The organism is Mesorhizobium wenxiniae, assembly GCF_002284535.1.
Classification (GTDB): domain Bacteria; phylum Pseudomonadota; class Alphaproteobacteria; order Rhizobiales; family Rhizobiaceae; genus Mesorhizobium; species Mesorhizobium wenxiniae.
The window spans coordinates 170,723-184,562 of record NZ_NPKH01000034.1 but is presented as its reverse complement, the minus strand read 5'-3'; the positions used below and the strand labels follow the sequence as shown (position 1 = coordinate 184,562).

General features: G+C 63.8%; 12 protein-coding genes. 1 reads left to right on the top strand and 11 read right to left on the bottom strand.

Annotated elements, in window-relative coordinates; genetic code table 11:
• The first annotated feature begins 146 nt into the window (after positions 1-146).
• Positions 147-1,397: an NAD(P)/FAD-dependent oxidoreductase gene (locus CIT31_RS27260; protein WP_095521139.1), complete on the top strand. Its 1,251-nt coding sequence runs from the start codon at positions 147-149 to the stop codon at positions 1,395-1,397.
• A 155-nt stretch (positions 1,398-1,552) separates the two neighbouring features.
• Here the strand turns inward: CIT31_RS27260 and CIT31_RS27255 are convergent, their stop codons facing one another.
• From CIT31_RS27255 to CIT31_RS27205, 11 genes are all read right to left on the bottom strand, one after another.
• Entirely contained in the window at positions 1,553-2,830 is a 1,278-nt protein-coding gene (locus tag CIT31_RS27255; protein ID WP_095521138.1) for a 4-aminobutyrate--2-oxoglutarate transaminase, read from the bottom strand.
• Between the two features lie 137 nt (positions 2,831-2,967).
• Positions 2,968-3,717 (bottom strand): ABC transporter ATP-binding protein, encoded by a 750-nt coding sequence (locus CIT31_RS27250; protein WP_095521160.1) that lies wholly within the window; start codon positions 3,715-3,717, stop codon positions 2,968-2,970.
• A complete protein-coding gene (locus CIT31_RS27245) occupies positions 3,714-4,547 on the bottom strand; it encodes an ABC transporter ATP-binding protein (RefSeq protein ID WP_095521137.1) in 834 nt (277 codons plus the stop codon). The genes CIT31_RS27250 and CIT31_RS27245 overlap by 4 nt, the downstream gene beginning before the upstream one ends.
• A gap of 25 nt (positions 4,548-4,572) precedes the next feature.
• A complete protein-coding gene (gene nikC / locus CIT31_RS27240) occupies positions 4,573-5,493 on the bottom strand; it encodes a nickel transporter permease (protein WP_029356978.1) in 921 nt (306 codons plus the stop codon).
• Positions 5,490-6,557 carry an ABC transporter permease gene (locus CIT31_RS27235; RefSeq protein WP_095521136.1) on the bottom strand — a complete coding sequence of 356 codons (1,068 nt, stop codon included), beginning with the start codon at positions 6,555-6,557 and terminating at the stop codon, positions 5,490-5,492. Before CIT31_RS27235 ends, nikC begins: the two co-directional genes overlap by 4 nt.
• Before the next feature lie 18 nt (positions 6,558-6,575).
• The gene (locus CIT31_RS27230) at positions 6,576-8,219 is read right to left on the bottom strand and encodes an ABC transporter substrate-binding protein (RefSeq protein WP_095521135.1); all 1,644 of its coding nucleotides are present in this window, start codon (positions 8,217-8,219) and stop codon (positions 6,576-6,578) included.
• 222 nt (positions 8,220-8,441) lie between these two features.
• A complete protein-coding gene (locus CIT31_RS27225; protein WP_095521134.1) occupies positions 8,442-9,698 on the bottom strand; it encodes a lytic murein transglycosylase in 1,257 nt (418 codons plus the stop codon).
• 28 nt (positions 9,699-9,726) lie between these two features.
• The gene (gene recR, locus CIT31_RS27220) at positions 9,727-10,332 is read right to left on the bottom strand and encodes a recombination mediator RecR (protein ID WP_095521133.1); all 606 of its coding nucleotides are present in this window, start codon (positions 10,330-10,332) and stop codon (positions 9,727-9,729) included.
• A gap of 84 nt (positions 10,333-10,416) precedes the next feature.
• Complete coding sequence (locus tag CIT31_RS27215; RefSeq protein WP_095521132.1) at positions 10,417-11,322, bottom strand: cell wall hydrolase; 906 nt, start codon at positions 11,320-11,322, stop codon at positions 10,417-10,419.
• 258 nt (positions 11,323-11,580) lie between these two features.
• The gene (locus CIT31_RS27210; RefSeq protein WP_095521131.1) at positions 11,581-11,904 is read right to left on the bottom strand and encodes a YbaB/EbfC family nucleoid-associated protein; all 324 of its coding nucleotides are present in this window, start codon (positions 11,902-11,904) and stop codon (positions 11,581-11,583) included.
• Between the two features lie 86 nt (positions 11,905-11,990).
• Positions 11,991-13,814: a DNA polymerase III subunit gamma/tau gene (locus CIT31_RS27205; protein ID WP_095521130.1), complete on the bottom strand. Its 1,824-nt coding sequence runs from the start codon at positions 13,812-13,814 to the stop codon at positions 11,991-11,993.
• Between the last annotated feature and the right edge of the window lie 26 nt (positions 13,815-13,840).

Sequence of the window (13,840 nt, the reverse complement as noted above, 5' to 3'; positions counted from 1 at the left end):
CTTGTCGTCATTAACAGCACTATTGATGGACCGCCATTCCGGGTGCGACCCGCAAAGGTGGTCTTGCGGCGGGGTCAGACAATTGCCACGTGGCGAGACGTCCTAGACTTGGACGAAGAATTGGGGATGAGGAAATTGGGGCTGCGATGAAAAACGGTGTGGTCATTGTCGGTGCGGGTCATGCGGGCGTGCAAGCGGCCGCCGGCCTGCGCGAGGACGGTTACGACGGACCCGTGATCCTCGTCGGCGACGAGAATGAACTGCCCTATCACAAGCCGCCGCTGTCGAAGACCTTCATCAAGGATCAAGAGGCCAAACCGCAGCCGCTGCGCGGCGAGGCCTTTTATACCGGCAGTACCATCGACTACCGGCCGGGCATCAGGATCGACCGCATCGATGCCGGACGCAGGCTGGAGCTATCAGGTGGCGGCGTGCTGCCTTTCGACCGACTGATCCTGGCGACCGGTTCGCGGCCGCGCATCCTGCCGCTGCCGGGTTCGGAGCTTTCAGGCGTTGTGTCGCTGCGCTCGCTCGCCGACGCGCGGCTGATCCGCGCGTTGAGCGCGCAGAGCGAAGATGTGGTCATCGTTGGTGGCGGCTTCATCGGACTGGAGATCGCCGCGACGCTCAAAGCGGCCGGCCGCGAGGTCACCGTGGTCGAGGCGGTCGACCGGCTGCTCGGCCGGGCAGTGGCGCCGGTCATCGCGAGGCACGTGCGGCAAAGGCTGGAAGCGACTGGCGTGCGCATCCTCACCGGCACCATGATTGCGCGGCTCGAAGGCGAGAACGGCCATGTCTCGGCCGCGATCACCACATCCGGCGAGCGCCTGCCGGCGCAGATGGTCATCGTCGGTATCGGCGTCGTGCCGAATGTCGAACTGGCCCAGGCCGCCGGCATCACAATCGCCAACGGCATCCGCGTCGACCAGCAGATGCGCACGTCGGTGCCTGAAATCCTCGCCATCGGCGATGCCGCCTCCTACCGGCACTGGCTCACCGGCGGCGATGTGCGGCTGGAATCGGTGCAGAATGCGACCGACCAGGCGCGTCTTGCCGCGCGCACCATCGTCGGCCATGCGGACGCCTTTGCGGCGGTGCCATGGTTCTGGTCCGATATCGGCGATATGAAGCTGCAGATGGTCGGCCTGATTTCGGGCGGCGACAGCCATGTCGTGCTGGGCGACGTCAACGAGAACAAATTCTCGATCTACCATTACGCTGGAAATCGTCTCCTCGGCATTGAATCGGTCAACCGGCCGGGCGACCATATGCTTGGCCGCAAGATGCTCGGCGCCGGCTTCTCGCCAACGCTGCAGACGGTTGCGACGGGGCCGGATGGACTGAAGGCGGCGCTCGCCGCCTTCCAGAAGGAAGAGCCTGTCCGCGCCGCTGAATAGGATATGTTGATATTCAGGTGATGCCGGCTTGCGAACGGTGGTTTCCTGCGCTTCCGGTACTCACGGACCCAAATGTCCGCTCCGTTCCGGTTCTCGGAACCCACCATTCTCGGCTCGGCCTGACCTGATCTCAACACATCCCAAGAAGGCGAGGGTCAGGCGGCCCAGACCTCACGGATCGAGCTTTCCAGGATGTCGAGCGCTTCGTTCATGACGCCGTCCTGGATGGTGATCGGCGCCAGGAAACGGATGACGTTGCCGTAGACGCCGCAGGTGAGCAGGATCAGGCCCTTATCGAGCGCCTTCAGCCGGACGGCATTGGCGATCTCGGCCGACGGCAAGCCCTTTTTGACTTCATTGAACTCAACCGCGTTCATGAAGCCGGGGCCGCGTATGTCGACGATCTCCGGCGTGTCGTCGCGGATCGATTGCAGCCGCTGCTTCAGCCGGTTGCCCAGCGTGTTGGCGCGGTCGCAGAGGTTTTCCTCCTCGATGACGTCGAGCACGGCATGCGCCGCCGCGACGCCAATCGGGCTGCCGCCATAGGTGCCGCCGAGCCCGCCCGGGTTCGGCGCATCCATGATCTCGGCACGCCCGGTGACCGCCGACAGCGGGAAGCCGCCGGCCAGGCTCTTGGCCATGGTGGTGATGTCGGGCGCCACTTCGTGGTGATCCATGGCGAACATCTTTCCGGTGCGAGCAAAACCGGTCTGCACCTCATCGGCAATCAACAGCATGCCGTGCTGGTCGCAGATCTTGCGCAGTGCCGTCATGAACTCGCGCGGCGCCTCGTAGAAGCCGCCCTCACCCTGCACCGGCTCGACGATGATCGCGGCGACGCGGGCCGGATCGACATCGGCCTTGAACAGGCGGTCGAGCGCGGCCAGCGAATCGGCGACTGAGATGCCGTGCAGCGCCACCGGGAACGGCGCGTGGAAGACATCGGCCGGCATGGCGCCGAAGCCGACCTTATAGGGCACGACCTTGCCGGTCAGCGCCATGCCCATGAAGGTGCGGCCATGGAAGCCGCCGGCAAAGGCGATGACCGCCGGCCGACCTGTGGCGTTGCGGGCGATCTTGACGGCGTTCTCCACCGCCTCGGCGCCGGTGGTGACGAAGATGGTCTTCTTTTCGAACTTGCCCGGCAGCATGCCGTTCAGCCGTTCGGCCAGCCTGACATAGCTCTCATAGGGCACCACCTGGTGGCAGGTGTGGGTGAAGCGGTCGAGCTGCGCCTTGACCGCCTCGATCACCTTCGGGTGACGATGGCCGGTGTTGACGACGGCGATGCCGGACGAGAAGTCGATGTAGCGGCGGCCTTCGACATCCCAGATTTCCGAGTTCTCGGCGCGGTCGGCATAGATTTGCGTGGTCATGCCGACACCGCGCGAGATCGACTGGTTCTTGCGTTCGGAAATGGCTGAATTCTTCATGATGTCCCTCGCCGGGCCGGCGCCCGTTCTCGTTTGGATGATTGCCGGGAATTGTTCTGATCTTATTTCATGTTTTCCTCAAGTTGGCACCGCCGCCGGGTCGTTGGGCCTGCTGCCGTTAGACGCTGAAATTTGATTCACGCCGTCCTGACAAACCCGTCGCTGGCCCGCAAGAGATTGCGCGTGTAATCCTTGGACACGTGACGCTCGACGAGGTCGTCCGCGGTGAGGTGCTCGACTGCCTCGCCGTTCTGCATCACCATCAGCCGCTCGCACATATGGGTGATGATGGCGAGGTCGTGGCTGACCACCAGGAAGGTGAGCTTGCGCCGCCGCCGGATCTCCTCCAAGAGGTTGAGCACTTCGGCCTGCACCGACGCGTCGAGCGCCGAGGTCGGCTCGTCGAGCAGCAGGATCGACGGTTCGAGGATCAGGGCGCGCGCAATCGCCACGCGCTGGCGCTGGCCGCCCGACAATTGATGCGAATAGCGGAAGCGGAAGCCGGTTCCCAAGCCGACCTCGTCCAGCGCCCGCTGGATGCGCTTTTGGCCATCGGCAAAGCCGTGGATGGCGAGCGGCTCCTGCAGCAGGCGGTCGACGGTCTGGCGCGGATGCAGCGAGCCGTAAGGGTCCTGAAAGACCATCTGCACCTCGCGATAGAAAGCCTTGTCGCGGCGCGCGCCGAGTTTTTTTCCGTTGACCGTGATGCTGCCCGAAGCGATCGGTGCGAGACCGGCGATTGCCCTCAGCAGCGTCGATTTGCCGGAGCCGGATTCGCCGACCAGGCCGAAGGATTCGCCTGATTGCACTTCGAGGCTGACGCCCTTCAGCGCGCGAAACCGGTCGAAGACCACCTCCAGCCTGTCGACGGAAAGCGCTGATGTCATGCCGCCCACTCCGGCTTGCGGTCGAGCACCGGCAGCGGGTGACGGTCGGCGCCGATCTTGGGCATGCAGTTGAGCAGGCCGCGCGTATAGGGATGCTGGGCGCGGCCGAGTTCTGACGCCGGCAGCTGCTCGACGACCTTGCCGGCATACATGACGATCACCCGGTCGCAGAAGGACGAGACCAGGCGCAGGTCGTGCGAGATGAAGATCAGCCCCATGCCGCGCTCGCTGACCAGCCTGTCGAGAATGCCGAGCACGTCGAGTTGCACAGTGACATCTAGCGCCGAGGTCGGCTCGTCGGCGATCATCATTTCCGGCCCGGCGATCAGCATCATGGCGATCATGGCACGCTGGCCCATGCCGCCCGACACCTCGTGCGGATGCAGGTCGAAGACACGGGCGGGATCGCGGATCTGCACCGCCTCCAGCATGGCGAGCGCGCGGTCGCGGGCTTCGGCCTTGCCGACCTTCTCATGCGTGCGCAGCGTCTCGACGATTTGACGGCCGATGCTCATCACCGGGTCGAGCGAATATTTTGGATCCTGCAGGATCATGGCGATGCGTTTTCCCCGCAACGCACGGCGGTCGCGAGGCGAGGCCGTGAGCAGGTCGATGCCGTCGAAAGCAAGTTTCCTGGCGGTGACCTCGGCCTGCGGCGGGGTCAAGCCCATGATGGCGCGGCCGGTCTGCGACTTGCCCGAACCGCTCTCGCCGACGATGCCGAGCCGTTCGCGGCCGAGCGAGAAGGAGACGCCCCGCACCGCTTCGATGCGGCCGGTACGCGTCGGAAAGGTGACGCGCAGATCGTCGACGTCGAGAAGCGTGCTCATTGATTACGGCTCATGGGGTCGCCGCTCATTGGTCGCCACTCCGGGGGTCGAGCGCGTCGCGGAGGCCGTCGCCGAGCAGGTTGAAGCCGAGGCTGACGATGAGGATGGCAAAGCCCGGTGCGCCAGCCACCCACCACTGGTCGAGCACGAAGCGGCGGCCGGACGCGATCATCGCTCCCCATTCCGGCAGCGGTGGCTGCGCGCCGAGGCCGAGGAAGCCGAGACCGGCGGCGGTCAGGATAATGCCGGCCATGTCGAGCGTCACCCTGACGATCAGCGAGGAGATGCAGAGCGGCATGATGTGGCGAAGCACTATGCGAAACGGCGAGGCGCCCATCAATTGCACCGCCTTGATGTAATCCGAATTGCGCACGGTGAGCGTTTCGGCACGGGCAATACGCGCGTAGGGCGGCCATGAGGTGATGGCGATGGCGAGCACCGCATTCTCAATGCCGGGGCCAAGTGCGGCGACAAAGGCCAGCGCCAGGATCAGCTTCGGAAACGCAAGAAAGATGTCGGTGATGCGCATCAGGATCGCATCGATCCAGCCGCCGGCATAGCCGGCGACGGTGCCGACCAGCAGGCCGATAGGGGCGGCGATGACGGCGACGAGAATGACGACGTAAAGCGTCCATCGCGAACCGAAGATGACGCGCGAAAGGATGTCGCGCCCGAGGTCGTCGGTGCCGAACCAGTGCTCGGCACTTGGCGCCAGCAGGCGCGAGCCCTTGAGGTCGCCGAACGTCGGCGAATAGGGCGCCAGCACATCGGCAAGGGCGGCGACCACCAGCAAAGCGATGATGATGAGCAGGCCGAGAAACGCCAGCCGATTGGCGGAAAAGCGCCGCCACGCGACATAGGCGCGGCCGAGCCTTGCCTGCATGCGCGACGCCGGCCGCTCGCTGAGCAGCCAGTCGCGGCGGCTCTGGATTGCTTCAGCGCTCATCGTACCTTGGTCCTTGGATCGAGCACCCGGTAGAGCAGATCGGACAGGAGATTGATGCCGATGAAGACCGAGCCGATTATGATGGTGCCGCCGAGCACCGCGTTCATGTCGGCGTTCTGCAGGGAATTGGTGATGTAGAGGCCGATACCCGGCCACGAAAACACGGTCTCGGTCAGCACCGAGCCTTCGAGCAGGCCGGCATAGGAAAGCGCGATCACGGTGACCATCGGCACCGCCGCGTTGCGCAGCGCGTGGCCCCAGATGATGCGTTTTTCCGACAGGCCCTTGGCGCGCGCCGCCACGATATATTCCTGGGCAAGCTCGTTCAGCATGAACGACCGCGTCATGCGGCTGATATAGGCGAGCGAGAAATAGCCAAGTAGCGAGGCCGGCAGGATGATGTGGCGGAAGGCATCGAAAAACACATCCCACTGCCGCTGCCACAGTGCATCCAGAAGATAGAAGCCGGTGATCGGCGTGAAGGTGTATTCGTAGACGATGTCGAGGCGGCCGGGAAAAGCCACCCATTGCAGCTTGGCGTAGAATAGCACGAGCGCCAGCAGTCCCAGCCAGAAGATCGGCACGGAGTAGCCGACCAGGCCAATGATGCGGACGATCTGGTCGATGATGCTGCCGCGCCGGACCGCGGCCAGCACGCCGAGCGGCACACCGAGGAATGCACCGATCAGCGTCCCAAGCGTCGCCAGCTCGATCGTCGCCGGAAAGGCGCGGCGAATGTCGGTCATGACAGGATTGGTGGTCAGCACCGAGGTGCCGAAATTGCCGTTCAGGGCATTTTTCACATAGATGTAGAACTGCTCGACCAGCGGCAGGTCGAGACCCATCTCGCGGCGGGTGCGCTCGACGACATTGGCAGGCGCCCGGTCGCCGAGCACTGCCAGCACCGGGTCGATCGGGATCACCCGGCCGATGAAGAAGGTCACCGCAAGAAGACCGAGATAGGTGGTTATCGCGATGACCAGGAAGCGGGCGATCGCCGACGCGACAGCGACAGCACGGGCGCTGCCGCGCCCTGCCGTCGCTTCGCTTTCAACAGTGCTCATGCGGCAAGTCCGCCGATATCACTCCTTGGATATCTGGCCGACGAAGTTGGTGTCGAAGCTCGGGCCGAGCGCAAAGCCCTTGAGGTTCTTGCGCAGGCCAGCCACTTCCAGCTGCTGGTGGATGATGATGAAAGGACTGGTTTCGAGGACCTTCTCCTGCAGATCCTGGTACATTGCGGCGCGCTTGGCCGCATCCTTCTCAAGCAGAGCGGCCTCGGTCTCTTTGGTCAATTCCGGGATGTCCCAGGCGTTGCGCCAGGCCAGGGTCTTGGTCTTGCCTTCATCCGAATTGTCCGGGTTGCTGGCGAAGGTCTGCGCATTGGAGTTCGGATCAAAATAATCCTGGCCCCACTGGCCGATATAGATATCGTGGTTGCGGGCGCGGTATTTGGTCAGCGTCTGCTTGCCGTCGCCGGGAATGATCTCCAGCTTGACGCCGGCCTGGCCGAGCGTCTGCTGGAACGATTCCGCCATGCCGGTCACCGGCTGGGTGTTGCGTACGTCCATGGTGACGCTGAAGCCGTCGGCCAAGCCAGCCTTGGCAAGCAGTTCCTTGGCCTTGGCGACGTCCAATTTGAACGGATTCTCGTCCAGCTCGCCGAGCACGCCTTTCGGCAGGAAGGTCTGGTGGATCTCGCCAATGCCCTTGAGGATGGTCGAGCTCAAGGCATCGTAGTCGACAAGGTATTTGAAGGCCTGGCGAACCTCGGGCTTGGCGAGGTTCGGATTCTTCTGATTGAGGCTGATGTAGAAGACCGTGCCCTTCGGTGCGCTGGTGGTGGTGAGATCGGCGTTCTTGGCGATGGCGTCGAGATCGTTCGGCTCGAGATTGCGGGCAACGTCGATGTCGCCGGCTTCCAGCGCCAGGCGCTGACCCGAGCTTTCCTTCATGTTGCGATAGATGACGCGGGCAAGCTTGGCCTTTTCGCCGTGATAATTGTCGTTGCGCTCCATCACGACGACCTCATTCGCCCGCCATTCGCGCAGCTTGAAGGCGCCGGAGCCGGCATAGCCGGTCTTCAGCCAGGCATTGCCGAAATCGTTGTCGTATTTGTAATCGTCGCTGGGCGTCACCGCCGCGACATGCTCCTTGACCAGCTTGGCGTCGACGACCGAGGCGACGGTTGCCGATAGACAGTTCAAGACGAAGCTCGGCGCATAGGCCTTGTCGACCGTGAACTGGAACGTCGTGTCATCGATGGCCTTGGCCTTCTCAGTGACGTTGTCGCCGGTGATGCCGAACTGCCCGATGATAAAGGCCGGGCTCTTGTCGAGCTTGATGGCGCGCTCGAACGAATAGGCGACGTCCGCCGCTGTGATCGGGTTGCCCGAGGCAAATTTCAGGCCGGGCTTGAGCTTGAAGGTGTAGGTCAGGCCGTCGTCAGACACAGTCCAGCTTTCGGCGAGATCGCCCTTGACCTTGGAGGTATCGCTGAGGTCGAGGCGGACAAGAAGATCGTAGGTGTTGCCGGTGACCTCTGCGGTCGACAGCTCGAACGCCTCGCCCGGATCCATGGAGATGATGTCATCGATGGCGAAACCCTCGACCAGCGTGTCGGCGGGCGTGACCGCAACGGCCGGCGCGCCGGCCAGAAGCAGCGCGGACATGGCTGCGCCCGCGAGCAAGAAACGGGAGCGTAGAGCAAACTTTTCCATCATCATCTTGATTGTTCCCTGTTTTGTTGACCTGAGTTCCCGGCCCAGGCTTGTGGCGTTCTCTTGCCAATCAACGGTGATCCCTGAACCGGTTGTCATGGCAACTTTTATCCAGTTCCGCCTCACCATATCCGGCGGTTTTAAGCGCGGCAACGAGCATTTGCAAAGCTGTTGGTTGGACCAGATCAGCCAGCTACCACCGCCGGGAACCACACCGCGGGGGGTGAGCTATTTCAATGCGGTGACCAGGTCGGCATCGGGAAAACAGGTGGCGGCTCGACCGTTCCTGGCCTGCCACTTACCGATCGACCGGCGCGTCTTGAAGCCGGGCAGGCCGTCGGCGCTGCCGACATCGTAGCCCTCGGCCTCCAGCGCCCGCTGGAGGGCGGCGATGTCCGACCTGTGGAGCCCGCCGACCGCGCCCCAGCGCCCGGAAAAATTGCTGTCGCCATGGGCGATGCGGTCGGCGCCGTGGCCGATGAACAGGGCATACAGATCGCTGGTGTTGTATTGCTTGAGCACGTAGAAATTGGGCGTGACGATGAAGGCCGGACCGCTGCGCCCGGCCGGCATCAAAAGAAAACCTTCGGCCTTCAACTCGCGCGCCGGAAACGGTCCTGCCGCGACGCGCTTGATGCCCATATCAGCCCACTCGGAAATCCTCTTGCCCTGGTCCGGACCTTCGAGCGAGCAGGAGACCGCCTCAGGCACCGTCACCTCGAAGCCCCAGCCGCGGCCTTTCACCCAGCCATAGTGGACGAGATAGTTGGCGATCGAGGCCAGCGTGTCCGGCACCGAATTCCAGATGTCGGCCCGACCGTCGCCATCGAAATCGACGGCATGTCTGAGGAACGAACTCGGCATGAACTGCGGCTGGCCGAGCGCGCCCGCCCATGACGATTTCATCGCGCCGACCGGGGCCAACCCACGCTCGACGATCTCGAGCGCCGCCATAAGCTCGGTGCGGAAGAAGTCCTTCCTGGTCGCCATGAATGCCTTGGTGCCCAGCACTTCGAAGGCGTCGTAAGGCATCTTCGCCGCGCCGAAGCCGCTCTCGCGGCCCCAGATCGCCAGCAGCACTCCGCCCGGCACACCGTAGCGCTTCTCGATCGCGGCAATGGTCCTGGCATTGGCCGCCGCGCGCGCGCGGCCACCGGCGGTCACGGCGCGAACCGTCTTTTCGGCGAAATAGGCGCCGGGCGAACCGAACTCCGCCTGATGCTGCTTCTGCGGCGTCGTCGCCTTCTGGCCCGGCATCAGCAGGTCGGGCAGTTTGAGGTTCGGTTTGACGCCGTCGAAGGCGGCCTCGAAGGTATTTCTGGAGATGCCCTTGGCGTTGGCCTCGGGCCAGAGATCGCTGCGGAGCCAGGTGCGGAACTGGTCGTCGATTTTTGCGGCGGAGGCGGGGGTGGGGAGGAGGCCGATCAGTGCGGCCAACAGAAATACAATGCAGAGTATGCAAGGGCAGCGTTCCTTCGCAGTCATCTCAGAAGGATCCTTCCCGCCAGCCACGTCAAAACGCCGTCCGCGAGCGCAGCGCGGCGGCCAGCGTGCCTTCGTCGAGATAGTCGAGTTCGCCGCCGACCGGGACGCCATGCGCCAGCCGCGTTACTTTGATATCGAAGCCGGACAATTGATCGGTGAGATAATGCGCGGTGGTCTGGCCCTCGACCGTGGCGTTGAGGGCGAGGATCACCTCCTTGACCTCACCGTCGGCGACACGGTCGACCAGTGAACGGATGTTGAGCTGCTCGGGGCCGATGCCGTCGAGTGGCGACAGCGAGCCGCCGAGCACGTGATAGCGGACATTCATGGCGGCCGCCCGCTCCAGCGCCCACAGGTCGGCCACGTCCTCGACGACGATAAGCGTGCCGGCGTCGCGGCGCGGATCGGTGCAGATCATGCAGGGGTCGGATGTATCGACATTGCCGCAGGTCGAGCAGATGCGCACCTTGTCGACCGCCTCGCTCATGGCGGCGGCCAGCGGCGACAGCAACTGCTCCTTCTTCTTGATGAGGTGAAGCGCTGCTCGCCTGGCCGAACGCGGCCCAAGCCCCGGCACCTTGGCCAGGAGCTGGATCAGGCGTTCGATCTCGGGACCGGCGATTCGCTTCGACATCGCATCGGTTTATGATTTTTCCGCACGCTTTGGAACAGTTCTGCGGGCGAGCGGTCTGTTCAACGCGTAAGGATGCTGCTGCCGTCAGTATGCTTCCAGCGGCCGGCTCTGGCCGGCGATCATCGCACCGATGGCGTCGGTGTTCTCGGGTGTCGATTCAAACGACATCGTCGGCTCGGCCGGCGCCGCCGGGAATGACGTGACAGATTGCGCACCGGCAGTGCCGCCAAAACGGGCCGCGTCCGGCTCCTGCATCGGCTCTTGCATCGCCACAAGGGTCGCCTTCTCTGGCGTCGCCTTCTCCAGAGTAGCCTTTGCCGGTTGCGTTGCGACCGCGGTCACATAGGTTGCCTTGGCGAATTTTGCCTTGGCGACCGGAGCGGCGGAGGCCACGAGCGTCACAGGCGCTGCGCGCGCCGACCCCCGCGGCGTGGACTGTGCCACCGCGACCGTCGGCTCGTCAGGCAACGGTTTCCAGTTCCGGCCGCGCTTTTCATAGAAGGCGTTGCCGCCGGCAACCATGGTGTAGTGCATGTTCTTGTAGGGGAAACGCAGGCCGGCGGTGTGAAAGAACATCGTGTTCTTCAGCTTGGCCTTGCGCTCGCCCCTGAGCACCGCCTCAGCGGCCTCCTCGACGTCGGGCATCGCCTTCGAATTCATCTGCCGTGTCATCACGCCCGGTGCGAACTGGCCGCGCTCGCCGACCACCTGGCAGATGGTGTTGCCGTGCTTGCCGGAACGCAGCCGGTTCATGACCACCGTGCCGACGGCAATCATGCCGTCACGGCTCGACCGGTTGGATTCGAAGAACATCGCGCGCTGGAGGCACTCCTTGTCCTTCAGTGTGTGACGGTAGGGCCTGGATCTGACGGCATCGGTCAGGCTGGCCATCGACAGGCTGTGCGAGGTGGTCTGACTGCAAGCGGCCAAGAACAGCGGAGAGGTGATGACGCCGAGCAACAACGGCGTCTTCCATCGGGTCGCGATCAAAGATATCCCCTCATTCTGTCGCCAGCCCGCCCCTGGTTGCGGCAAGAATGAGACACTTTCAGGCAAAAAGATGGCTAAAGCGTTATTAAGTGCGCGGAGTTGCCGAATGGACACACCGGTGGAGCAAGCGACCGCCGAATCGCGGCACAGCACTCCATGGCCACTATAACGGCATGGGTCCTATCATAGGATACCCGCAGGGAGCCTTCCCCAAGGCTCGAGCAATGGGTTCAGTCGACCGGCATAGCTATCAACACCTTAGAACGGCAGCTTCATTCCCGGCGGTATCGGCAGTCCTGCGGTCAGTGCCTGGGTCTTTTCCTGCATCATCTGCTCGACCTTGGCCCTTGCGTCATTGTGGGCGGCGAGAAGCAGATCCTCCAGAATCTCGACCTCCTCCTCCTTGAACAGAGACGGGTCGATCTTCAGCGCCTTCATCTCGAATTTGCCGGTCAGCGTCACGCTGACCAGGCCGCCGCCGGCCTGTCCGGTGGCTTCCAGCGTGGCGATCTCGTCCTGCATGGCCTGGAACTTGGCCTGCATTTCTTTCGCTTTGCCCATCAGGCTGAGAAGATCTTTCATCGCTTGGTCCTCTACGATTGATCGTGTGTCTTTTGGTTGAGCATGATCTTCTCCGAAAACCGGCTCCCATTTTTCGGGATCATGCTTTAGGTTTCGTCTTCGTCTGTCGCCGGCTCGATCGGAACCTCTGCCTCCACCGCATCGGCTTCCGGTGCGTCGGGGATGCGCACGTCGATGATCTTGGCGCCGGGAAAACGCGCCAGGATGGCGGCGACGGTCGGGTCGCTCTTGGCGTCGAGGAGGGCGCTTTCGCGTTTGGTCGATTCCATCTCGGCCAGCGTCTGGCCGCCCTCTTCCTTGGACAGCGACACCAGCCAGCTGCGGCCGGTCCAGGCGCGCAATTTGGCGGTCAGGTCGTTGAGCAGCATCTTCGGCGCATCATCGGTCAGGCTGACGTCGATGCGGCCGGGCTCGATGCGCACCAGGCGCACGCAGCGCTTCACCAGCACCTTGAAGGCCATGTCGCGCTGGGCGTCGGCAAGCGCGACGATGTCGGCCAGCGATTTCACCGGCACCGGCGGCGCATCCGCAACCGGCTCCGGAACGAAGGCTGCAGGCATCGGCGCGGGTTCGACCAGCCGCATGGTCTGCGCGCCGCCATTGGCCGTCGGCATCCGCGTCTGCGCCACAGCGCTGGCGCCGCCATTTCCGGGACTTGCTGGGCCGGGATTTGCGACGACAGAGCTTGCGGGCGCACCATTCGAGCGTGGCGCGCCGTTGGGCACCGACGCTCCGCTCTCCAGCGATTTCAGCGCCTCGTCCAGTGTCGGCAGGTCGGCGGCATGCGCTAGCCGGATCAGCACCATTTCGGCGGCACTGACCGGCCGGTTGGAGGACTGCACCTCGGGAATGCCTTTCAACAGCATTTGCCAGGTCCGCGACAGCACCCTGACCGACAGCGCCTTGGCGAAATCGGCGCCGCGCCGGCGCTCGTCCTCCGACAGCGACGCGTCCTCAAGGGCCGTCGGCACGAAGCGCAACCGGGTGACGAGGTGGTTGAACTCGGCCAAGTCGGTCAGCACCGCGGCCGGATCGGCGCCGGTATCGTACTGGTTGCGGAACTCGGCCAGTGCGGACGCCACATCGCCTTTCATGACATGTTCGAACAGGTCGACGATGCGGGCGCGGTCGGCGAGCCCGAGCATGGCGCGTACCGCTTCGGCGCTGACGGCGCCGCTGCCATGGGCGATCGCCTGGTCGAGAATGGACAGCGAATCGCGCGCCGATCCTTCGGCCGCACGGGCGATCATCGCCAGTGCGTCGTCGTCGACCGCAATGCCTTCTTTGCCGGCGATCGAGGACAGATGCGCGACCAGCGTGCCGGCATCGATACGCCTGAGGTCGAAGCGCTGGCAACGCGACAGAACGGTGATCGGAACTTTTCTGATTTCGGTGGTGGCGAAGATGAATTTGACGTGCGGCGGCGGCTCTTCCAGCGTCTTCAGCAGGCCGTTGAAGGCCTGGGTCGAGAGCATGTGCACTTCGTCGATGATGTAGACCTTGTAGCGCGCCGACACCGGGGCGTAACGCACGCGCTCGATGATGTCTCTGATGTCGTCGATGCCGGTATGCGAGGCGGCGTCCATCTCGATCACGTCGACATGGCGGCCTTCCATGATCGCTTGGCAATGCTCGCCCAGCACGGCAAGGTCGACCCAAGGCTGGTCGACGGTGGCGGTCTTGTAGTTGAGCGCCCGCGCCAGAATGCGCGCCGTCGTCGTCTTGCCGACACCACGCACACCGGTCAGCATCCAGGCCTGGGCGATGCGGCCGGTGGCGAAAGCATTGGTGAGGGTGCGAACCATCGGCTCCTGGCCGATCAGTTCGGAAAAATTAGCAGGACGGTATTTGCGCGCCAGAACGCGATAGGCGACTGCCTTTTCCGTTCCCGCATTTCCGGCTTCGCTCATTCGCCCGTAAAGCTCCAAGGGCCGCG

Bases quoted from the DNA above. Each gene is read 5' to 3' on its own strand.
- CIT31_RS27260 (WP_095521139.1), top strand. From the start codon at position 147: ATGAAAAACGGTGTGGTCATTGTCGGTGCGGGTCATGCGGGCGTGCAA.
- CIT31_RS27255 (WP_095521138.1), bottom strand. From the start codon at position 2,830: ATGAAGAATTCAGCCATTTCCGAACGCAAGAACCAGTCGATCTCGCGC.
- CIT31_RS27250 (WP_095521160.1), bottom strand. From the start codon at position 3,717: ATGACATCAGCGCTTTCCGTCGACAGGCTGGAGGTGGTCTTCGACCGG.
- CIT31_RS27245 (WP_095521137.1), bottom strand. From the start codon at position 4,547: ATGAGCACGCTTCTCGACGTCGACGATCTGCGCGTCACCTTTCCGACG.
- nikC (WP_029356978.1), bottom strand. From the start codon at position 5,493: ATGAGCGCTGAAGCAATCCAGAGCCGCCGCGACTGGCTGCTCAGCGAG.
- CIT31_RS27235 (WP_095521136.1), bottom strand. From the start codon at position 6,557: ATGAGCACTGTTGAAAGCGAAGCGACGGCAGGGCGCGGCAGCGCCCGT.
- CIT31_RS27230 (WP_095521135.1), bottom strand. From the start codon at position 8,219: ATGATGATGGAAAAGTTTGCTCTACGCTCCCGTTTCTTGCTCGCGGGC.
- CIT31_RS27225 (WP_095521134.1), bottom strand. From the start codon at position 9,698: ATGACTGCGAAGGAACGCTGCCCTTGCATACTCTGCATTGTATTTCTG.
- recR (WP_095521133.1), bottom strand. From the start codon at position 10,332: ATGTCGAAGCGAATCGCCGGTCCCGAGATCGAACGCCTGATCCAGCTC.
- CIT31_RS27210 (WP_095521131.1), bottom strand. From the start codon at position 11,904: ATGAAAGATCTTCTCAGCCTGATGGGCAAAGCGAAAGAAATGCAGGCC.
- CIT31_RS27205 (WP_095521130.1), bottom strand. From the start codon at position 13,814: ATGAGCGAAGCCGGAAATGCGGGAACGGAAAAGGCAGTCGCCTATCGC.